This window comes from Pseudoalteromonas phenolica (assembly GCF_044788725.1).
Taxonomy (GTDB): Bacteria; Pseudomonadota; Gammaproteobacteria; order Enterobacterales; family Alteromonadaceae; genus Pseudoalteromonas; species Pseudoalteromonas phenolica_C.
The window spans coordinates 2,328,440-2,349,002 of record NZ_CP173161.1; the positions used below are offsets into that span (position 1 = coordinate 2,328,440).

The window sequence follows — 20,563 nt, forward strand, 5'->3', positions numbered from 1 at the left end:
TGTGTGCATAAATTGATTCGACATATACCTGATATGAAAACATTAACTAAAAACAAAATCTGGTGGTGGCACTCGTAACATTGCGGGCGCTTTGTCGTATCTATACGAATTCAAAACCCGCACACAAATGCGGGTTTTTTTATATCTAAATTTTTTGGAATACAAACATGATTAACAACAATATCAACACACATTCTTGGTGGTGGCGCCTGAACTAGCGGGACGGCATTGTTGTATCTGTTACACAACCCCCGCAAGTTAACACTGGCGGGGGTTTTTTATTATGGGGAATGAGGTTTTGATTTTTAGTCATATTACGACAACACCAGGGGAAGTGACGAGTATAAGACAACGGCGCGATTACATTAGCAGCCCATTGTCATTATATGCGGCACTCGATAAAACAAATTCATTATTACTTGAGTCAGCAGAAATTGACTCTAAAGATAATGTTAAAAGCATCATTTTAGTCGATGCCGCACTTCGCATTGAGTGCAGGGGCAAAACCGTGATTGCCAAAGCATTGTCTAACAACGGTCAGCAAGTGTTAAGTTACTTGGCTGAACAAGTTGAAAACTGTACAGCGGTTGTAGAAGGCGATGTATTAACACTTGAATACGCACCGTTTGAAGCTGAGCTCGATGAATACAGTAAGCTTAAAGCAGATAATGCATTCAGTGCCTTACGTACTTGTATAAATAAAATCAAACGTAACTCAGATACCCCTTTTGCACTATTTTTGGGCGGTGTATTTGCTTACGACATGGTAGCCAACTTTGAAACACTGCCTGACGTCCCAGATGGTGATAATGACTGTCCGGACTATGTGTTTTATTTAGCAGAAACCCTCGTATTAATCGATCATCAAGCCCAAACAACTGAGTTAATTGGTAATGTTTTCAACGGCCCAGAAGTTCATGCAAACTGTTTTGAAGTTGGTAAACAGCTAGAAGAGCTGAATACGCGTTGTGATAATTTAACGCCTTATTTAGCAGCGCCAAATGAAGGCCAGTCTGAAGTAACAGTAAACATTGACGATGAAACTTACTGTCAGCAAGTCAAAGCTTTAAAGCAAAACATCATCGATGGTGATATTTTCCAAGTTGTGCCTTCTCGTACTTTCTCTTTACCTTGTGCTCAGCCATTAGCAGCTTACCAGCAACTAAAAAAACAAAACCCAAGTCCGTATATGTTTTATATGCGAGATGAGTCTTTTGTGTTGTTTGGTGCCTCACCAGAATCGGCTTTGAAATATTGCGTCAACAGTAATCAAGTTGAAGTCTATCCTATTGCAGGCACCCGCCCTCGCGGTAAGTTTGCAGATGGCACCATTAACCCTGACTTAGACAGCCGCATTGAACTTGAGCTTCGCAACGATCAAAAAGAGCGAGCAGAACACCTAATGCTGGTTGATTTAGCACGTAATGACGTAGCGCGAATTAGTGTTGCAGGCACACGTCACGCAAAAGAGCTGCTAAAAGTAGACCGCTATTCTCAGGTCATGCATTTAGTATCACGGGTTGTGGGTCAATTAAAACCAGACTTAGACGCTCTGCATGCCTATCAAGCTTGTATGAACATGGGCACATTGGTTGGCGCACCTAAAGTAAAAGCCGCAGAGTTAGTCAGACATACTGAAAAGCAAAGACGCGGCAGCTATGGTGGTGCTGTTGGCTACTTAACGGGCGATGGCGCTATGGACTCTTGCATTGTTATTCGCTCTGCATTTGTAAAAAATGGTACCGCATACGTGCAAGCAGGTGCCGGCGTAGTGTATGACTCAGATCCACAATCAGAAGCAGATGAAACACGTGCCAAAGCACAAGCCGTCATAAAAGCCGTGCAATCTACGTATCAAGGAGCCTGCTAATGTCTAATAACACAAAAGTATATTTTTTAGATAACTTTGATTCATTCAGCTACAACCTTGTTGATGAACTGACGCTACTAGGCCTAGATTTAGTGGTTTACCGTAACAATATCTCCGCTGAAAAAATCTTCGCCAAGATGCAGCAAGAAACTGTACCGGTAATTTTAGTGTTATCGCCAGGCCCAGGTAACCCAGCTCAAGCAGGCTGCTTATTAGAGCTAATTGAACTTGCTAAAGGCCAATTCCCTATGCTGGGAATTTGTTTAGGCCAACAAGCTTTAACACAAAGCTATGGCGGAACTGTTGGTCATGCAGGTGAAACAGTTCATGGTAAGTCTTCAATTATTGAAGCTGACGACCACCCTGTATTTGCAGGTATTGGCAAACGCTTCCCGGTTGCGCGTTACCACTCTCTTATGGCGACTCATGTTCCTGAAAGCTTAAAAGTGATTGCCAAATACGACACTATTCCGATGGCTATTTATCATCCTGAAGATAAGGTGATCGGCTATCAATTTCATCCTGAGTCTATTCTTACCCCAGACGGTGCTCAGTTATTAAAACAAAGTATCGACTACCTAACACAATAGGAGCCAACATGGACAGTTTAAATCTATTACTTGAACAACAAGACTTAACATTTGAGCAAGCAAATAGCTTCTTCGATCTAGTCATGCAGGGTGAAGTGTCTGAAATTGAACTCACCGCCGCACTGATTGCATTAAAAATTAAAAAAGAAACGGCACAAGAGATTGCTGGCGCAGCAAAAGCCATGCGCGATCATGCCACAAAGTTCAACGCTCATAACCTTGTTTGTGCAGATAGCTGCGGCACAGGTGGCGATGGTTCAAATACCATTAACGTTAGTACCACAGCGGCAATTGTGGCTGCGGCATGTGGTATAAATTTAGTGAAACACGGCAATCGCAGTGTATCGAGTAAATCAGGCTCTGCGGATTTACTGAGAACTCTGGGCATTAATATCGAAATGACGCCTGAGCAAGCCAGTGTATGTTTAAAAGAAACCGGCTTCACCTTCTTATTCGCGCCGCTTTACCACTTAGGTGTTAAACACGCGATGCCAGTGCGTACCACTTTAAAAACCCGCACGATTTTTAATATTTTAGGTCCACTGACTAACCCAGCAGCCCCACAAGTACAGTTACTGGGTGTGTATGATAAAAGTTTATGCCGTCCGATGGCTGAGACTTTAAAGACACTCGGTACTGAGCGAGCAATGATAGTGCACGGTGAAGGCACAGATGAAATTGCCCTACATGGCACAACCCATGTGGCTGAGTTGGTTGATGGTGACATTAAAGAATACACTTTAACCGTAGCCGATTTTGGTGTTGAACATTATTCATTAGACCAAATCGCTGGGGATACGCCAGAATACAATGCCAAAGCCAGTATTGAGATTTTAAATGGCACAGCACCTGATGCACACAATGCCGCCATTGCAGTAAACGTCGCTGCATTATTGGTGATGCATAATTTGGCCGCTGATTTTAAAGCCGCCACGCAGCAAGTATTAGCAGTTTTAAAATCAGGTAAAGCAGCAGACAAACTGAAAGAAATCGTCGAGGTAAGCAATGGCTAACGTATTAGAAAAAATCGTTGCAGATAAGCAACAAGAAGTCGCTTTAAGAAAGCAACAAAAGCCACTGGACTCTTTTATAAACGACGTGGTGCCAAGTGACAGAAATTTTCAAGCGGCACTTGCAGCAAAAGGCACGCAATTTATTTTAGAGTGTAAGAAGGCATCGCCATCAAAGGGCCTGATTAGAGATAACTTTAATCTTGATGAAATCACTGGCGTATATGGCAAATATGCCACATGTATTAGTGTGTTAACCGATGAAAAATATTTTCAGGGTAGTTTTGATTACCTGACGTATGTCAGCAAAAAAGTTGACCAACCGCTTATTTGTAAAGATTTCTTTATCGACGAATATCAGGTTTATCTCGCGCGCTTACATGGTGGTAACGCCATTTTGCTTATGTTGTCTGTTCTTGATGATGCACAATATACACACCTTGCCGATGTGGCAAAGTCACTGAATATGTCAATTTTAACCGAAGTCAGTAACGAAGAAGAAGTACACCGCGCACTTGATCTTAATGCTGAAATTATCGGTATTAATAACCGCAACTTACGTGATTTGAGCACAGATTTAGCGACAACCGAGAAGCTCAGAAAGCTAATTCCTGATGGCAAAGTTGTGATCTCTGAATCAGGTATTTACACCCATCAAGATGTGAAGCGGCTAGCACCACTTTGTAATGGTTTCTTAGTGGGCAGCTCTATTATGGCTGAGCAAGACTTAGAAGTTGCTTGCCGTCGTCTTATTCTGGGTGAAAATAAAGTTTGTGGTTTAACGCGTTCTCAGGACGCCCAAGCGGCTTTTAACGCAGGGGCAATTTACGGCGGCCTTATCTTCGCCCCTAAATCGCCCCGCTACGTTGACATTGACTGTGCTAAAGCTGTTATTGATAGCGCACCTTTAAAGTATGTTGGTGTATTCGTAAACGAAGATTTAGAACAAGTCAGTGAAATTGCGCAAACATTAAAACTTGCAGCCGTGCAGTTACACGGCAATGAAGATAAAACTTATATTGAAGCGCTGCGCGCAAAGTTACCTGTAGCTTGCCAAATATGGAAAGCACAAGGTGTGACTGATGTACTACCTGAACCAATCTCAGGCGTAGATAAACATTTGTACGATACTAAAACCTCTGCAGGGTTTGGTGGTACAGGTGAAGTTTTTGATTGGTCATTACTGGCTGAAAAGAGCGCAAACAGCTTTATGTTAGCTGGCGGTTTAAACGCAGAAAATGTACTTGATGCCGCTTATACAGGCGCACAAGGACTAGATTTGAATTCAGGGGTGGAACTTAGCCCTGGTAAAAAGTGTTCGCAAAAAATTGCAGATGCTTTTAAAAACATAAGAGGTTATTGAGGTGGAAATGAATAACGCAGCATATTTTGGCGATTTCGGTGGCATGTTTGTACCCGAACTACTCGTCCCTGCACTAAAGCAGCTTGAAGGTGAATTTAATAAATCACAAAAGGATCCTGAATTTCAGGCTGAGTTTACAAAACTATTAAACGAGTACGCGGGCCGTCCAACGCCACTAACGCTCACACGTAATTTAGTTACAAACCCAAAAGTAAAACTGTATTTAAAGCGTGAAGATTTACTCCATGGTGGTGCACATAAAACCAACCAAGTACTTGGCCAAGCATTACTCACTAAGCGCATGGGCAAAAAAGAAGTGATCGCAGAAACGGGTGCGGGCCAACATGGTGTTGCAACGGCCCTTGCCTGTGCTCTACTTGGTTTAAAATGCCGCATTTATATGGGTGCAAAAGACGTTGAACGCCAGCAACCTAACGTATTTAGAATGCGTTTGATGGGTGCTGAAGTTATTCCAGTAACAGCAGGTTCTGGTACTTTGAAAGATGCCGTTAATGAAGCATTACGCGATTGGTCTGCCAACTATAAAACGGCCCATTATCTACTTGGTACGGCTGCAGGCCCGCACCCATTCCCGACCATAGTACGTGAATTCCAAAAAATGATCGGTGAAGAAGCAAAACAGCAAGTGCTAGAAACCGAAGGCCGCTTACCTGACGCTGTGATTGCCTGCGTGGGTGGTGGCTCAAACGCCATTGGTATGTTCAGTGACTTTATCGGTGATGAAAGTGTGAAACTAATTGGTGTTGAGCCTGCTGGTAAAGGTCTTGATACTGAAGAGCATGGTGCTGCGCTGTGTAAAGGCACTAAAGGCATCTTACACGGTGCATATACTTACATTATGCAAAACTCAGACGGCCAAATCGAAGAGTCATACTCTGTATCTGCTGGCCTTGATTATCCTGCCGTTGGCCCACAGCATGCATTTTTACATGAAACAGGTCGCGCTCAATATGTGGGTATTTCTGATAAAGAAGCACTTGATGCTTTCCAAGCGCTAGCTAAAAACGAAGGTATTATTCCAGCGCTTGAATCAAGTCATGCCCTTGCATACGCATTAAAATATGCTGAGGAGCAAACTGAAGAGACAATTTTAGTGGTGAACTTAAGTGGTCGCGGTGATAAAGATTTAGCACACGTCCACCAAGTATTAGCAGAACAAGGAGCGCTATAATGAGCCGTTATGCACAATCTTTTGCTGCCCTTGCAGAGAAAAATCAGGGGGCGTTTGTCCCGTTCGTGACAATTGGCGATCCAAACAAAGAACTGAGTTTTGAGATCATTAAAAGCTTGATTGATGGTGGAGCGGATGCGTTAGAGCTAGGTATTCCATTTTCAGATCCGATTGCAGACGGCCCAGTGATTCAAGCTGCGAATATTCGTGCGCTAGAGCAAAATATTAATACCCAAGACTGCTTTGATATCATTAAGCAAGTTCGTGAATACAATCAAGATATTCCGATTGGCCTATTGCTGTATTCGAACCTCATATTTGCTCGTGGTATTGATAATTTTTATCGTGAAGCAAAAGAAGTGGGCGTCGATTCAATTTTAGTTGCGGACGTGCCGCTACATGAGTCGAAAATGTTCCGACATGCAGCAAAAGCTGCAGACATTGAGCCTATCTTTATAGCGACACCAAATGCGGATGATGACACGCTTCGTACTTGTGCAAGCTACGGCCGCGGTTACACCTACTTGCTATCGCGTGCTGGAGTAACAGGCACAGAAACAAAAGCGCAAATGCCAGCTGACTCTATGATTTCTAAATTAAAAGAATATCATGCAGCGCCTGCACTGTTAGGCTTTGGTATTTCAACGCCTGACGACGTAAAAGCGGCACTAAACTCTGGCGCTGCAGGTGCAATATCAGGCTCTGCGGTGGTCAAAATTATCGAGCAAAACCTGAACGAGCCAAGCGCAATGCTTGACTCGTTACAAAGCTTTGTTGCGACGATGAAAGCTGCAACCCAAAAGTAGTTTGACGAAACTTTAATGCTTAGTTCGCTAAGGCGTCTTTCAGCGCCTTAGCAACTTTAAATTGTACCTTGTTTGCCCCTTCAATCATGATCTCTTCACCCGTTTGCGGGTTTCTACCCATTTTGGCTGGATGATAGCTCAGCGCAAACGTACCAAAACCAGTGATAGGCACCTGATCGCCCTCAGATAAGCGTTTCTTTATGATCTCCAAAATACTATTCAAAGCTGCCTGAGAATCTTTTTTCGTTAACTCACTGTGCGCCGCCATGGCTGAAACTAATTCTGACTTATTCATATTTATTCTGGTCTATTACTGCTAGAAGGTCGCAGAGCCTAAGAATTCTCAAGACAAATGTCAACTTGCAGTTCACGCTTAATCTTGTTAAAACTTTGTAAGAGGACGAAATTTAAGAGAGGTATCTATGACTGCATTATTTGAATACTTACCCCTTATGCTATTTTTCTTAGTCTACAAAATGGTCGATATATTCTGGGCGACTGCGGTATTGGTCGGAATATCATTACTGCAAATTGCATATCAATATTTCACTAAGGGTAAAATCTCTACCAAAACTTGGGTCTTCTGTGTAATTGCTTTATTCCTCGGCGGTATGACAATCATATTCCAAGATGAGCAATACATTATGTGGAAAACGACGGCTATTTATGGCTTGTTAGCGGCAGCCTTAGTCATTTCTCGATTTATATTTAATAAGAACCTCGTAAAAACAGCGCTACTCAGTATGTTAAAGACTGCAGCTGAGAAACAGGGTGAAAAAGAACTTAAAATTGATGTTCCAAAACCTGTGTATGAAAAGCTTAATACGGTTTGGTTTGTATTTTTAGTCAGTATTGCTGCCTTAAACCTATATGTCGCCTATAACTTCTCACTCGACTTTTGGGTTAATTTCAAAGTCTTCGGTCTCGCAATCGCCACATTTATTGCCGTATTGCTCACTATTTTCCAAGTTTTTAAATACTTGCCTGATGGATTTCAAGAGCAGGCAAATAAAAAATAGCTTTGCAAATTTAACAAAAATGTCGCTTTTATAGTCTAAGGCCAAACTATACTTTTCTTAATTCTGTTTAAGTTTAAGGTTTGCCTTTGACTGCTTCGCAATATCGTTGGTGTGAGCTTTGTGGCGTATTTTTTTGCTTACCGCTGTTTACTTATTTGTTTAAAGATTATCTGTCCAGCTGGTTATTCCCTGCTTTACTGATTTTAATGATTGTTTGTACTTTTCTGTTGCTCACCGACCCGCACTTTAAGCGCTTTCGCCTCACTTCTTTGGGACAATTTTCACAAGTCAAACATCGACTTTTTACTGGCTTCTTCATTGGTGCGTTGTTTAGTGCCATGTTATTTGGCTTGGCCAATCAAACGCTTTGGTTTGCTATGCCAAAGAATGAAACCACCCAATGGCTAATTTTATTAATTGCATATCCACTGCTTTCTGTTCTGCCTCAGGAGCTAATTTTTAGAAGCTATTTCTTCCATCGTTATAAGCATATTCTGCCAAGTAAAAACGTGCGTATCTTTTTAAGTGCGCTCAGCTTTGCCCTCGCCCATTGCGTCTACGACAATTGGGTTGCAATTGCACTTTCATTCGCAGGGGGGCTGTTATTTTCTTACACCTATGCTCATAGCCGCTCATTGATGGTGTGTGTACTAGAACATAGTTTGTGGGGTTTATGGATGTTTACCATTGGTGTTGGCAGCTATTTAGATTCCGGGATGAGAATAACCACCGGCTAGAAATTAACACTAAAAAAGGCCGAATAATCGGCCTTTAAGTTGTCAATTTTTGATGCGATTTAGAATCCAAACAGACTCACAGCAAAGAATTTGGTTGCGACGGTATTAACAAAGATAAGTAGCAAAATCACAGGTATGAAAGTCGATAGTGAAAAGTTTACATATTTCTCCATAAAGCTACCTGAGTAACTGTCACAGCCCTGAGATAACTCTTCAGAAAGCTTGGTTTTTTTCCAGCGATAAGTGACAAACAAGCACACCATTAAACCATTAAGCGGTAAAATAGTGTCGTAGAAGACGTCGTAAACGAGATCGAACATACTCTTGTCTGCACCGCCATAGCTAACAAACTGAGTTAACCAATCCACCATACCAAATGACATCGTACACAGTACTGTCAGTAAGCCAGTTGCGCCTGCTAAAACCAATAATGCCGATTTACGACTAATGCATTTTTCTTCCATAAGTGCTGCAGTTGGCACTTCAACAATAGAAACTAATGAGGTAATTGCGGCAAAGAAAACCAGTAAGAAAAAGACAAATGCCACAATTGATGCACCGGTATAACCGATGTCAGCTTGCAATGCTAAAAGAATTTTAGGTAGGTAAACAAAAATCATTGAAACCGATGAATCTGATAGTTCTTCAGGATTCGTCGCTGGATTAAAGCTGAAAATAGCAGGCAGAACCATAAGGCCAGCGATAAATGCTACTAATGAGTCTGTAATGGCGACCATTTTTGCACCACCAACGATGTCGTCTTTTTTAGAGATATAAGACGCGTAGGTCATTAAAATACCCATACCTAAAGATAATGAGAAAAATGCTTGTGATAAGGCGCCATTTAAAACACTGGCATCCATTTTAGAAAAATCAGGCACAATGTAGTATTCAACCCCTGCCATGGCATTATCTAGCGTAAGTACATACGCTACTAGACCAATTAGTAAAACAAACAACGCAGGCATTAAAAACTTAGCTGCTTTTTCAATACCTTCTTTTACACCGCCTACTAGAATAAGGTTAACTATGATAGCCACAACAACCATGTAACCAAAAACCGTATTTTGATTAATAAACTGACCAAAATGTTCTGGATTAGCCAGCATATCCAAGTTACCAAAAGCGGTTTGTGCTAAATAACCAAATATCCAAACCGTGATCACCATATAAAATACAGCAATCATGAAAGGAGTGAGTACCGCAAGACCACCAGCGAAAGACCACTTTTTGTCATTTCCAGATAAAGATTTATATGCACCGTATGGGTCTTTCTGCGCTTTACGACCCATGGCCATTTCAGCCATCATCACAGGTAAGCAGATAAAAGCCACAAATAATGCATAAACTAGAAGAAAGGCTCCACCACCATTTTTTGTTGCAGAGACGGGAAAACCAACTAAGTTTCCTATGCCAACTGCTGAACCCGCAGCGGCTAAAATAAAACCTAGTTTTGAACTAAAATGCTCTCTGTTCGCACTCATTAAAACGTCATCCTGTTTGTTATTGTTTTTTTAACTTCCGCCCGACTCTACCGTCATAGGTAACTGTTATCAAGTTTTTAACGTGAAACGCCGCTTCTCATAGCATTGTCATTTACAAAAGGCGTATAGAAAGCTTACCATTGCATACAATTTCATACAGTAATGAAGAAAGTGAATTTTATGTTGTACATGATCTACTCTACTGATATAGAGAACTCTTTAGAAAAACGTTTAGCAACTCGTCCAGCACATCTAGAAAGATTAACCGCTTTAAAAGAACAAAACCGTTTATTCGCAGCAGGTCCTCTTCCTGCCATTGATAGTGAAGATCCAGGTGCGGCTGGCTTTACCGGCTCTCTTGTTATTGCTGAGTTTGAGTCTCTTGAAGCTGCTCAAAAATGGGCTGATGCAGACCCATATATTACCGCTGGCGTCTATTCACATAGTGTTGTTAAACCGTACAAAAAGGTACTACCTTAACATTAATTCAGCGTTGGTTAATTCGTTAACGAATACTCTGAACTCAATTGTTAAGTAGCCCTGTATTTGGAGCTCAATATGCGTCTTACATTAGTTGGTTTACTTGTTGTTCTTAGTTTGTCAGCAGCATCTCTATCAAGCTCAGCGAACGACAAATCTAGCATCGACAAAAAACAAGCCATTAGTCTGGCCTTAGCTGAATATGCAGGTAAAACCTTAAAAGTTTCTGAAACAAAGGAATATTTTGTTGTAAGAATTTTACAAAAAGATGGCCGCATTATTGATCTACAAGTTAATAAAAATACAGGCAAAGTGAAGAAGGATTAAATTAGTCATGCGTATACTAGTAATCGAAGATGATATTCAACTAGCTGAAAACTTACGTTCAGCATTAGAAAAAGAAAAATACAGTATTGATTTATGTCATGACGGTGAGTCTGGTTTATTTCATTTACAAGAGTACCCACTCGACTTGGCAGTGGTTGATTTAGGTTTACCAAAACTTGATGGTATTGAACTTATCAAACGTGCGCGCAAAGCAGGTGTCGCTATTCCGATTTTAATTCTTACAGCCCGTGAGCGATGGCAAGATAAAGTCGAAGGTTTAGATGCAGGTGCCGACGACTATCTGACTAAGCCTTTTCATGTTGAAGAGCTAGTAGCTCGTTGTAATGCTTTAATTCGTCGTAGTGCAGGCCAAGCGAACCCGGAGATTAATATAGGTCCTATCAAGATCCATACTCGCTCTCAGCAAGTCTGGGTTAACGATGAAGAGCTTAGCCTGACAGCATACGAATATAAGGTACTTGAATACTTGATGGTAAACCCACAAAAAGTGATTTCTAAGTCAGAGTTAACAGAGCATATTTACGACCAAGACTTTGATTTAGACTCTAATGTTATCGAAGTATTCGTGCTTAGACTGCGTAAAAAGCTAGATCCTGAGGGCGTGCTTAACCCTGTAGAAACACTGAGAGGCAGAGGTTATAGGTTTAAGAGCCAGTGGTAAACTCTACTCAGGTCCCCCTAAAAATAAGACAAGGCTTCGTCCTTGTCTTTGTGCTTATTATTGCCCTGCCCGTGCTCTTCTATTCAGTGAGCAGTGCTTACTATGCGTCTTTAGTTGATGCTACCGAAAATAACTTAGAAGCTCACTTATACTCATTGATTTCTGAAGTCGAATTTATCGACGAATCAGTGAAAATGCCTAACACCATATTGGCACCTGAACTAAATCGAATAGACTCAGATACCTTCGCACTGATTTATCAGAACAATGACTTGGTTTGGTACTCTGAATCAGCAGTGTCTCTAGATTTTAATCCGAATTCAATCGACTCTGAAACAGGTGCTTCTGAGTTCAAGCAAGTTTATTATCAAGGCAACTCGTATTGGCAATTAAGCCTAACTGTTATACTGGGAAACGCTGAGCAATCTCAACAAGCCGTTTTTATTTTACTGCGAGATGATAAAGCTCTGACGGACGTGCTATCTGAATTCACTAATACACTGATGACCTGGATGTTGATCCTTGGTGCTATCATGACATTATTAATGAGCTTAGGTTTTATCTGGAACATGCGTCCATTACAGCGCTTAGATAAAGAAATTAAAGCAATTGAATCAGGCAAAAAAGAACGTTTATCACATACTTACCCTGTTGAACTTCAAGCTATTACAGAAGATTTAAATTTACTCCTTGAATCACAACGCCGTCAAAAAGAGCGTTACAGAGCATCGTTAAGTGATCTTGCCCACGCCTTAAAAACACCTTTAGCAATTTTAAAATCAAGCCCCATGGCGGATGATAATGATGCGCAAGAGCAACTTGATCGTATCAATAGCATGATCGAACATCAGTTAAAGCGGGCTGCTACAGGGGGGAGTGACACATGGAAAAAGAAAACCTCAGTTGCGTCTGTACTGGAATCGATTTTAAATGCAATGAAAAAGGTATATCATCAAAAAGTAATTGAATTTCAATCAAATTGTGCTGAACACCTAAAGTTCCTAGGTGATAAAACAGACCTCATGGAGATATTAGGCAACCTTATTGATAATGCATGTAAAGCATGTGATTCAAAAGTGGAGGTTAATGTCTCCAGTAGCAATAAAGTACTTACGATTGAAATCACTGATGATGGGCCAGGCATTGAACCGAGTGCTCGTAAAAAGCTACTACAACGTGGCACTCGATTAGACACCTATGAAGCTGGTCACGGTGTAGGGCTCGCAATCGTCGCCGATTTAGTGAATGATTATCAAGGAACTATCACTATAGATACTGCACCTATCGGTGGAGCTAAATTTATTATTGAGTTTAAGTATGACTAATATTCTAAGATCTATGTGTTTTATCTTGCCTTTTACTTCGTTACTGACTAACGCATACGAATTAAAAGAATGCCCTCCAATTCAAGGAAATTCGCCTGCAGAGGCGCGTCAATTTATAAAATGCTTAGATGGCAATATTGAAACTCTTGAGCGTGAACGAGTCATTTGGATTAATAAAATCGTCATGGATATGGAGATACTCGAACAAGACACGGGAAATACCCAATTACTGCCGATTATCAGACGAAGTTTGAAGCATCAAGATAATTATATTGAAGATAGCTGTCGCTGGCGTTACCTGCATAAAATGCCTAACTCAACTAAAGCTGCGATTGCATATAAAAATTGTAAAATTCGGCTTTATGAGCGACATATTGAAGACTTAAAGTTAGGTTATTAGTTATCAACAAATAAACAAAACGTTCAATTTAACCTAGTTTAGATTCTGTTTCTTCACCGCTTCCAAGCATAGTCGCAAGCCACTGTCCTTCTTCACTATTTTCAAGAGCGATTTTGACGACCATAGTCAAGGGTACTGATAACAACATACCTACGGTGCCAAACAGCCAGCCCCAAAAGATTAAAGACAAAAACACCACCAGTGTCGATAAACCTAGACCTTTACCCATATATTTGGGTTCAATGACATTACCCATAATCGTGTTAATCGCTACATAGAGAATCGCCACTAAACCACTTACTAAAGGGCCTTGCGTGACAAGCGCAATTAATACGGCGGGCACCGCGGCAATTATCGAACCTATATTCGGGATATAATTAAGTAAAAACGCGATCACACCCCAAAGCACGAAATAATCTACATCTAAAATCCACAAAAAGAATCCTGCGCAAAAACCAGTTGCCAGCGAAACCAGGGTTTTTATTGCCAAGTAAGAGTTGATAGATTCAAGAAATTTATCGATTTGCTTTTGTCGCATTTCAGGATCATCTAGTGCCAAATGTACTTTCTTATTAATCATTGGCGCCTCGAATAACATAAACACCACAGTTAAGATGATTAAAAAGATATTCGCCATGGCAGCGCCAAAACCAGTTAGCATATTAGTTGCCATATCAATCATTTTACCCGGATCAAACAAAGCAATGAGTTGCTGTTTGTCGATTAAAATATTGTACTGCGCAGCAGTATCAACTAACCAAACAAAACGAGTCTGTAAATCTTCTCTGTACTGTGGAAGTTGCTGAGAGAAGTCATTTAGTGACTGCCCTACAAGACCCGCTAAACTAGAACCAACAGCCACTATCATTAACATGATGAGCAAAATAGCAATGCCTTTAGGTACTTTATAACGGGCAAAGAATCGTAGTAACGGATTACAGATGATGGCAATAAATGCTGCAAGTATAAAAGGTACAATGATATCCGTGGCCAGTTTAAGGCCTGCCAGCACAATAAACAGCGATGCGATGATCACCAAGCTTTTACTTAAACCTTGAAGAGATGACACAGAGTTTCCTTCGAAAACATGTTTACATTTATTCTACTTCAACAATACTTAATTGATCCATCAATGTTTTTTTTCGTATTTAAAATAAACTAATGAGCTAGGGTTGTAGGATGAAAATACTGATCACAGGCGCAACAGGGTTAATTGGCTCCGCACTCTGTAAATTGCTTGCAGACAAGCATGAACTGATAGCTTTAACAAGAAACATTAGCAAAGCCAAAAACACCTTACCAAATTCAATTATCGCGCTAGATAACCTCAAAGAAGTCAATTTTGATGACCTAGATGCTGTAATTAACCTTGCTGGAGAGCCCATCGCAGACAAACGATGGAGTGCTCAACAAAAGCAAAAAATTTTTCAAAGTCGTTTAAGTATTACCGAGCAGATCATCACTAAAATAAACACCAGTGATACACCGCCGAAGGTGTTTATTTCAGGAAGTGCTATTGGGTTTTATGGTCGTCAAGCTGCAGAGAAGGTTATCACTGAGTCATACTCGTCAACCTACCCTGAATTTAGCCATCAACTCTGTAAACAATGGGAAGAACTCGCACTACAGGCACAATCACCTGATGTGAGAGTTTGCCTGCTACGAACTGGTATAGTACTCAGCAAACAAGGTGGTGCCCTGGACAAAATGCTCCCCCCTTTCAAGTTGGGATTGGGTGGAAAAATGGCGTCAGGCAAGCAAATGATGTCTTGGATCCATATTGATGACATGGTCAACGCCATTGTCTTCTTACTTGAAGACGAAAAAGCGCATGGCGCATTCAACCTGACAGCCCCAGAGCCTGTTAGCAATAATAACTTTACTCAGATACTCGCAAAAACCTTAAAACGCCCTGCTTTGTTTCCTATGCCAGAATTTGTTTTGAAGCTCATGTTTGGTGAAATGTCAGACTTATTAATTTATGGGCAAAATGTAGTCCCCGAAAAGCTTGAACAACAAGGTTTTAAATTCAAATTTAAAACTCTTGATTCTGCGCTTAATGAGGTTTTGAATTGACCTAAATTTATGCCCTAGTTTTTTTATAGACATGATTTTGAAAGTGTATAAAAACAAAAAACCACGCTATTGCGTGGTTTTTTATTATAAGAATTACTTAGTGCTAAAGAAGTTTAAGCAATCTTTCTGCCTGTAATTCATCAGTCGAAGTATTAGACAAGTAAGCAGATAAGTAATAATCAAACTCTACACTTTGACCTTGTAATTTATCATCTAGCATTGCAACCTGTTCAGCCATACGCTCTGGGCTCGAGCCTTCATCGTTCGCTTTGTCTGATAGAATTTCAAGTCGTAAAATAAGCTGCTCGCTAGACAAATTCACATCGACTTTACTGATAAACTCAGCTGGGATCGTAGAACCATCTTTAAGGGCAACTTTTAACGCATCAAATCTAGCAGTGTTGGCAAGTTGTTCAAGCTCAACTAGCTTTTGCTGTAATTCAGAAATGAACTTTTGAACTTGCTTTTTAACCGTAGGCAGAAAGTCAATTTCAGATAATTCAGAAATCATTTTTTTGATTTCAACTTCACTACTGTTTTCAGACAGCTGTGATTTAATTTCATCAAATTGTTGCTGCTGCTCTGAGCTCAATGCATCTTTTTCTGCTTTTTGAGTTTCAAACTCTGCACTACGTCTCGCGAACACTGCATCGTTATGCTCTCTGAAAGCTTGCCATAGCTGGTTTTCTTTCTTGTTGCCAGCAAAGCCGATTGTTTGCCATTGCTTTTGTAATGATTTCAATACATCGCACGCTTGTGCTAAATCTTCAGCAGTAATTTGCTCAGCCGCAGTATCAACTAGCCCTTGTTTTAACTGAGCATTATGTTCATGCTGTGCACGGATCGCATCACCAATGAGTTTGGCTTGCGTTTTGAATGCATTATTCAGTGATTTATATACATCACTGTCAACACTGCCTGCTGCACGCCACTGTTTATTTAGCTTATTGAACTGGCTTTCAAATTCACGCCAGTTAAAGCCTTCAAGTGATGTATCTGTAGCAGCAAGTTCTGACATTTGTGCGATAAAGGCTTCTCGGGCAAGTTTTGCTTTTTCTCGTTGCTGTTCTTGCTCAGCAAAAAAAGCGCGGCAAGGTGCAAATAGCAACTCTAGTTTTTCATCGAACTGTTTCGCTTGTAGCTTCTCTTCGTCGGTATCAACTCGGCCTAATTCATGCCATTGTGCACGCAACTTTTTAACTAATTCAGCACGTTGCTTAGGCGCTAAATCACAGTTTTCAATATGGCTGTCTAAAGCAGTCAAAAGCTCAACACGCTTTGGCGCTGACGCATACTTTTGCCAATCACGAATATCATCTAACTGCGCAGAAATTTGCTCTCTAAGTGGTTCAAGCTGTGCTTGGTTTGCAGCAGTTAAACGCTCGAAATGCTCAGTGAATCCTTTAAACACACCAAAAGCCACTTTACTTCTGCCTTGCTCAACCAATCGTTGAACATCTTTGCCTTTACGTCTAGCTTGTTTAAGCTCATTTTGTTGCGCATCAAGTTGTTCAGCCATGGCGGCTTTAAACTGCTTGCTTAACGCACTAAGCTTTGCTTTTGCTGGTTTTTTTAATGTGTTAGGTAACTGTTCAATAATGCTTTTCGCATTGTTGTAAGCCGACTTTTGCGAATTTAAAGTGTTATCAAGCTCACTCAACTCTGCTGATGGCATAACATCCGCAAGTGCATCAAGTGCCGTTTGGGCGGCTTGGTTTGCAATAACCAGCTCAGGTAACTGCTTTAATTGGCTTTCTAAATCTGCAAGTGTATCTAAATGCTTAACAAATACTTCACTATACGCACTTGATGTTATCTTGTTGTGTAACTGACTAAGCTGAGTGTCTAATTCCGCCTGTTTTGAAACATCTAGTTGCTCTAGTGCATTTACTAGCGCTTGTTCAGCGAGATTCAATTGTGTCTCAATATCTGCTAGGAATGCCTGTTTCTCTCGTTTCGCTTGCTCAGCTTTTTCTACTGCTTCAAACTCCGCTTTTAATGCAGTTAAATGTGAAGAAATACGTGCTTCTATTGCGCTGTACTTTTGCTCATTTTCTTTAACTGCTTCTTCATCTAACCAAGACAATTCTAGGCCTTGCCACTGCTCAGTTAATATTTCGAATTGGTTGTTTACTTCTTTATAATCTTGCTTGTCTCTAAGTGCATTTAGCTTAGCTAAAATCATTTTTACTTGCGTAAGTACTTCAGCCGGTTTTTCTTTTGCCAGTTTTTGCTGCTCAAGGGCATGCTCAAGTGCCGCTTTTGCTTCTCCTTTCGCTGACTTCAATAACTGCTTATGTAACCCGTATTGCTCAACCAAAGGTAAAAGCAACAACTGCAGTTTTTCATCGTCTTGTTTAAAGCTCTGCTCTATGAGTTTAGGTTGAGCAAGGCGCTTTAATAATTTTACGCGAACTTCTAGGCTTGATTCAGAAAACGCTAATTTTTCTAGTACACGTTTCGATGCATATCTATCGACATATTCTTGACGAATGGTGCTATCAAGTTCACTTTTGCCGTTTAATACTGCGCTGCTAATATGTTGTTCTGCTAGATCTTTAAGGGCTTGGTCTTGTTTATAAGCTTGCCACCAAAGACTCAAGCTATTTAATTTATTTAAAGCTTTTTGTCTGATTTCAGTCGAATTATCTTCTAATGCCATCGTCTTTAAAACATCGGCATCCTTGTCTTGCTCTAGCTTATTAAGCGCCTGAAGTCTTACTTCAGTTTTAGGGTGTTTCCATTTTGGTGTAAATAGGTGTTTAAAGATCATTTTCACTGAACCTAGCTATTTCATTTTCTTTTTTAAATTCTTGTTGTAGTTCTCTTTTTGACTTTTGTACCATTTCACCTTCTGCGTTGATGGTGAATTGCTCGTTAGTCTTGGCTACTTTGGCCTGATAAAGCATAACTAATTGTACTGTTTGCTCTTTTTGAGCTTCTGTCAGTGGAGTGCCATCTGGCCACTTACCTGTTGAGGCCCCATACTGCAAACGCTCAAATAATTCGGGTGTTAAATTATTTACTAAGCTGTCTATGTTCATGTCACTTTTTCTTTTTTAAATACACTAAAATAATTCTGTTTACTAAATACCAGAAACAACCAATCGCAATGGCACCTCTGGTTAACCACATTTCGATAGAATCGGGCGCTGGCTGGCGCGAATAAAGATATAAGAAACCGCCGAGGAAAAGGATCAAAGCAAGAAAAGAATGATTCATGAACATCTGTTGCTTTTTAACTCTTTTACGCGAAGCAATTCGAGCTAGTTGCTCTTCACTTACCTCACCTAACTGTAAGTCACAGTGTGGACAAACCTTGTTTTTACTTGAAATGGATTCGTTACAACTTGGACAAGAAACTATTGCCATATTTATGACTCCTGCTAATACAAAAAAGGCGTCTCGAGGACGCCATTTTACTCGTTTTTGTACCAAAAGTCTTTTACTAAGGTACGCACAAAAACGATTTATTTTTCGTTTGGATGCTCTTTCTTAAATTTATCCCAATAATCCGAAACAGACTCTTTCATCTCTTTGCGAAGTAAGAAAATACCAAACAAGTTAGGTAACGTCATCACAACAATTGCTACCGCTGCAAGCTTCCAAACTAATGTTGTATCAGCAAATGATGCCCAGAAAAAACCCGCAACATAGAATACACGATAAGGCATCACTGAACGGCTACCTAAAAGATAAATCATCGCACGGTCACCGTAGTAAGACCATGCAATTGCAGTCGAGAAAGCAAACAATAGTAAACCAATTGATACGATGTATTTGCCATTTTCACCAAAGAAACCTCGGCTAAATGCTTTAGTTGTCAGCTCAGCTGAATGCACTAAAGATTTACCTGTGATCATAATATCTTTGTCTACAGGCATACCATCTTTAATCTCAATCGTGCCTGTGTAAACATGTTTTTCAGTTAGACCAAAACGCACATCTTCAGCAATTGAACGAGAGTGAATAATGGTAAAGTTTGTTTCTACTGCCTTACCTTGAATTGAATGCAGTTCACCATTAAACAACTCAACACCATGGTCTTTGTGGCCATTTAGATACTTATAAAGGGATTGGCGATTTTCTTCATTATCTTCAGAGTACTGACCTTGTACAATGACCATTGAAGAACGTTCAAACTGAGTTTCAAACTTTTCAGTCCATACACCAGAAGAAAGGATCACCAAACCTGTCAAAGTACAAATGATGATAGTATCGATGAAAGGCTCAAGAATTGACACCATACCTTCAGATACTGGCTCATCCGCTTTAGCTGATGCGTGTGCAATAGGCGCAGAACCTTGACCCGCTTCGTTAGAAAACAGACCACGGTTTACACCACGGTTGAATGCATACGCGAATGATGCCCCTAAGAAGCCACCCGCTGCGGCAGAGCCAGAAAATGCATCAACAAATACAGCTGCGAATGAAGGTAAGATGTTTTCTATGTTATAGAAAATAACTGCAAGTGCACCAATAATATAAACAGCTGCCATCAGAGGTACAACACGAGAAGTAATAGCTGCAATACGCTTAATACCACCCAAAATAACAAGTGCTAGTAGCACTGATAAAACACCACCGGTATGCCAAGGCTCAATACCAAAAGTAGATTCCATACCCTGAGCGATATTATTGATTTGCGGCAAGCTGCCTGTGCCAAATGAACTGATTACTGTGGCTATTGCAAATAATATTGCCAGCCACTTCATGTTAAGGCGTCGATCCATGTAATACATTGGACCACCGGCCATCGTGCCATCATCAGTTTTTACACGATATTTGTGAGATAAGGTAACCTCTACAAATTTTGTCGTCATACCGAAGAATGCGGTCATCCACATCCAAAATAGCGCTGCTGGACCACCAATTGAAATTGCCAGTGCCACACCACCGATATTACCAGTACCTACGGTGCCTGAAAGTGCAGTAGCAAGCGCTTGGAAGTGTGTTGTGTCACCTTCATGGCTTTTTTTATCAAACTTGCCGGTTACCACCTTACAAGCATGTTTGAAATATCTGATCTGTGGGAATTTAAGATAAATGGTGAAGAATAAACCCACACCAAGTAATACGTACGGGAACCAAGCTGCTCCCCCCAACATGCCATCTAGTGAATCTAGAAACTGCCCAAAAGCATCCATGGAACATCCTCATTATTGTTATACATAAAAGGTAGCACCGTGGTGCTACCTTTTG

Annotated in this window: 21 protein-coding genes; 14 read left to right on the forward strand and 7 right to left on the reverse strand. The window is 40.6% G+C overall.

The annotated features are described in order from the left end of the window. Positions 1-298 precede the first annotated feature (298 nt). From ACH784_RS10620 to trpA, 6 genes are read left to right on the forward strand one after another with little or no spacing between them, the layout of a single operon-like run. Positions 299-1,870, forward strand: a complete 1,572-nt coding sequence (locus ACH784_RS10620; RefSeq protein ID WP_404390018.1) for an anthranilate synthase component 1 — start codon at positions 299-301, stop codon at positions 1,868-1,870. Next, the gene (locus ACH784_RS10625; RefSeq protein ID WP_404390019.1) at positions 1,870-2,460 is read left to right on the forward strand and encodes an aminodeoxychorismate/anthranilate synthase component II; all 591 of its coding nucleotides are present in this window, start codon (positions 1,870-1,872) and stop codon (positions 2,458-2,460) included. The genes ACH784_RS10620 and ACH784_RS10625 overlap by 1 nt, the downstream gene beginning before the upstream one ends. A gap of 8 nt (positions 2,461-2,468) precedes the next feature. Continuing rightward, entirely contained in the window at positions 2,469-3,473 is a 1,005-nt protein-coding gene (gene trpD / locus ACH784_RS10630) for an anthranilate phosphoribosyltransferase (RefSeq protein ID WP_404390021.1), read from the forward strand. Next, positions 3,466-4,833: a bifunctional indole-3-glycerol-phosphate synthase TrpC/phosphoribosylanthranilate isomerase TrpF gene (gene trpCF, locus ACH784_RS10635; RefSeq protein WP_404390023.1), complete on the forward strand. Its 1,368-nt coding sequence runs from the start codon at positions 3,466-3,468 to the stop codon at positions 4,831-4,833. The genes trpD and trpCF overlap by 8 nt, the downstream gene beginning before the upstream one ends. 7 nt (positions 4,834-4,840) lie before the next feature. Continuing rightward, positions 4,841-6,025 carry a tryptophan synthase subunit beta gene (gene trpB / locus ACH784_RS10640; protein WP_404390025.1) on the forward strand — a complete coding sequence of 395 codons (1,185 nt, stop codon included), beginning with the start codon at positions 4,841-4,843 and terminating at the stop codon, positions 6,023-6,025. Next, positions 6,025-6,831 carry a tryptophan synthase subunit alpha gene (gene trpA / locus ACH784_RS10645; RefSeq protein ID WP_404390027.1) on the forward strand — a complete coding sequence of 269 codons (807 nt, stop codon included), beginning with the start codon at positions 6,025-6,027 and terminating at the stop codon, positions 6,829-6,831. The genes trpB and trpA overlap by 1 nt, the downstream gene beginning before the upstream one ends. Before the next feature lie 19 nt (positions 6,832-6,850). Here trpA and ACH784_RS10650 read toward each other — a convergent pair whose 3' ends face one another. Then, positions 6,851-7,126 carry an HU family DNA-binding protein gene (locus ACH784_RS10650; protein WP_404390029.1) on the reverse strand — a complete coding sequence of 92 codons (276 nt, stop codon included), beginning with the start codon at positions 7,124-7,126 and terminating at the stop codon, positions 6,851-6,853. Between the two features lie 127 nt (positions 7,127-7,253). Between ACH784_RS10650 and ACH784_RS10655 the strand changes: the two genes are divergently transcribed. Both ACH784_RS10655 and ACH784_RS10660 read left to right on the forward strand, forming a co-directional pair. Next, the gene (locus ACH784_RS10655; protein WP_404390031.1) at positions 7,254-7,850 is read left to right on the forward strand and encodes an inner membrane-spanning protein YciB; all 597 of its coding nucleotides are present in this window, start codon (positions 7,254-7,256) and stop codon (positions 7,848-7,850) included. Positions 7,851-7,936: 86 nt separating this feature from the next. Further along, positions 7,937-8,587 (forward strand): CPBP family intramembrane glutamic endopeptidase, encoded by a 651-nt coding sequence (locus tag ACH784_RS10660; RefSeq protein ID WP_404390033.1) that lies wholly within the window; start codon positions 7,937-7,939, stop codon positions 8,585-8,587. Between the two features lie 59 nt (positions 8,588-8,646). Here ACH784_RS10660 and ACH784_RS10665 read toward each other — a convergent pair whose 3' ends face one another. Then, a complete protein-coding gene (locus tag ACH784_RS10665; RefSeq protein WP_404390035.1) occupies positions 8,647-10,071 on the reverse strand; it encodes a sodium-dependent transporter in 1,425 nt (474 codons plus the stop codon). 180 nt (positions 10,072-10,251) lie between these two features. Here ACH784_RS10665 and ACH784_RS10670 point away from each other — a divergent pair, with 180 nt between their 5' ends. From ACH784_RS10670 to ACH784_RS10690, 5 genes are all read left to right on the forward strand, one after another. Then, positions 10,252-10,551, forward strand: a complete 300-nt coding sequence (locus ACH784_RS10670; protein ID WP_404390037.1) for a YciI family protein — start codon at positions 10,252-10,254, stop codon at positions 10,549-10,551. Between the two features lie 78 nt (positions 10,552-10,629). Next, entirely contained in the window at positions 10,630-10,878 is a 249-nt protein-coding gene (locus ACH784_RS10675) for a PepSY domain-containing protein (RefSeq protein WP_404390039.1), read from the forward strand. A gap of 7 nt (positions 10,879-10,885) precedes the next feature. Then, on the forward strand, positions 10,886-11,560 hold the full coding sequence (locus ACH784_RS10680; protein WP_404390041.1) for a response regulator transcription factor: 675 nt from the start codon (positions 10,886-10,888) through the stop codon (positions 11,558-11,560). Further along, on the forward strand, positions 11,554-12,885 hold the full coding sequence (locus ACH784_RS10685; protein ID WP_404390043.1) for an ATP-binding protein: 1,332 nt from the start codon (positions 11,554-11,556) through the stop codon (positions 12,883-12,885). Before ACH784_RS10680 ends, ACH784_RS10685 begins: the two co-directional genes overlap by 7 nt. Next, the gene (locus ACH784_RS10690) at positions 12,878-13,285 is read left to right on the forward strand and encodes a hypothetical protein (protein WP_404390045.1); all 408 of its coding nucleotides are present in this window, start codon (positions 12,878-12,880) and stop codon (positions 13,283-13,285) included. Before ACH784_RS10685 ends, ACH784_RS10690 begins: the two co-directional genes overlap by 8 nt. 28 nt (positions 13,286-13,313) lie before the next feature. On the opposite strand, the gene ACH784_RS10695 is transcribed toward ACH784_RS10690, so the two are convergent. Then, the gene (locus ACH784_RS10695; RefSeq protein ID WP_404390047.1) at positions 13,314-14,354 is read right to left on the reverse strand and encodes an AI-2E family transporter; all 1,041 of its coding nucleotides are present in this window, start codon (positions 14,352-14,354) and stop codon (positions 13,314-13,316) included. Positions 14,355-14,464: 110 nt separating this feature from the next. Between ACH784_RS10695 and ACH784_RS10700 the strand changes: the two genes are divergently transcribed. Continuing rightward, positions 14,465-15,361, forward strand: a complete 897-nt coding sequence (locus ACH784_RS10700) for a TIGR01777 family oxidoreductase (RefSeq protein ID WP_404390049.1) — start codon at positions 14,465-14,467, stop codon at positions 15,359-15,361. Between the two features lie 103 nt (positions 15,362-15,464). Here the strand turns inward: ACH784_RS10700 and ACH784_RS10705 are convergent, their stop codons facing one another. From ACH784_RS10705 to ACH784_RS10720, 4 genes are all read right to left on the reverse strand, one after another. Continuing rightward, a complete protein-coding gene (locus tag ACH784_RS10705; RefSeq protein ID WP_404390051.1) occupies positions 15,465-18,134 on the reverse strand; it encodes a DUF349 domain-containing protein in 2,670 nt (889 codons plus the stop codon). Beyond that, positions 18,124-18,405, reverse strand: a complete 282-nt coding sequence (locus tag ACH784_RS10710; protein WP_058030038.1) for a YeaC family protein — start codon at positions 18,403-18,405, stop codon at positions 18,124-18,126. The genes ACH784_RS10705 and ACH784_RS10710 overlap by 11 nt, the downstream gene beginning before the upstream one ends. Before the next feature lies 1 nt (position 18,406). Next, entirely contained in the window at positions 18,407-18,733 is a 327-nt protein-coding gene (locus ACH784_RS10715) for a hypothetical protein (protein WP_404390053.1), read from the reverse strand. Positions 18,734-18,831: 98 nt separating this feature from the next. Next, positions 18,832-20,508, reverse strand: a complete 1,677-nt coding sequence (locus ACH784_RS10720; RefSeq protein ID WP_404390055.1) for an alanine/glycine:cation symporter family protein — start codon at positions 20,506-20,508, stop codon at positions 18,832-18,834. Positions 20,509-20,563: the final 55 nt, after the last annotated feature.

Excerpts from the sequence above, each read along its gene's own strand:
- ACH784_RS10625 (WP_404390019.1), top strand. The coding sequence starts at position 1,870 with ATGTCTAATAACACAAAAGTATATTTTTTAGATAACTTTGATTCATTC.
- trpD (WP_404390021.1), top strand. The coding sequence starts at position 2,469 with ATGGACAGTTTAAATCTATTACTTGAACAACAAGACTTAACATTTGAG.
- trpCF (WP_404390023.1), top strand. The coding sequence starts at position 3,466 with ATGGCTAACGTATTAGAAAAAATCGTTGCAGATAAGCAACAAGAAGTC.
- trpB (WP_404390025.1), top strand. The coding sequence starts at position 4,841 with ATGAATAACGCAGCATATTTTGGCGATTTCGGTGGCATGTTTGTACCC.
- trpA (WP_404390027.1), top strand. The coding sequence starts at position 6,025 with ATGAGCCGTTATGCACAATCTTTTGCTGCCCTTGCAGAGAAAAATCAG.
- ACH784_RS10650 (WP_404390029.1), bottom strand. The coding sequence starts at position 7,126 with ATGAATAAGTCAGAATTAGTTTCAGCCATGGCGGCGCACAGTGAGTTA.
- ACH784_RS10655 (WP_404390031.1), top strand. The coding sequence starts at position 7,254 with ATGACTGCATTATTTGAATACTTACCCCTTATGCTATTTTTCTTAGTC.
- ACH784_RS10665 (WP_404390035.1), bottom strand. The coding sequence starts at position 10,071 with ATGAGTGCGAACAGAGAGCATTTTAGTTCAAAACTAGGTTTTATTTTA.
- ACH784_RS10670 (WP_404390037.1), top strand. The coding sequence starts at position 10,252 with ATGTTGTACATGATCTACTCTACTGATATAGAGAACTCTTTAGAAAAA.
- ACH784_RS10675 (WP_404390039.1), top strand. The coding sequence starts at position 10,630 with ATGCGTCTTACATTAGTTGGTTTACTTGTTGTTCTTAGTTTGTCAGCA.
- ACH784_RS10680 (WP_404390041.1), top strand. The coding sequence starts at position 10,886 with ATGCGTATACTAGTAATCGAAGATGATATTCAACTAGCTGAAAACTTA.
- ACH784_RS10690 (WP_404390045.1), top strand. The coding sequence starts at position 12,878 with ATGACTAATATTCTAAGATCTATGTGTTTTATCTTGCCTTTTACTTCG.
- ACH784_RS10700 (WP_404390049.1), top strand. The coding sequence starts at position 14,465 with ATGAAAATACTGATCACAGGCGCAACAGGGTTAATTGGCTCCGCACTC.
- ACH784_RS10705 (WP_404390051.1), bottom strand. The coding sequence starts at position 18,134 with ATGATCTTTAAACACCTATTTACACCAAAATGGAAACACCCTAAAACT.
- ACH784_RS10710 (WP_058030038.1), bottom strand. The coding sequence starts at position 18,405 with ATGAACATAGACAGCTTAGTAAATAATTTAACACCCGAATTATTTGAG.
- ACH784_RS10715 (WP_404390053.1), bottom strand. The coding sequence starts at position 18,733 with ATGGCAATAGTTTCTTGTCCAAGTTGTAACGAATCCATTTCAAGTAAA.
- ACH784_RS10720 (WP_404390055.1), bottom strand. The coding sequence starts at position 20,508 with ATGGATGCTTTTGGGCAGTTTCTAGATTCACTAGATGGCATGTTGGGG.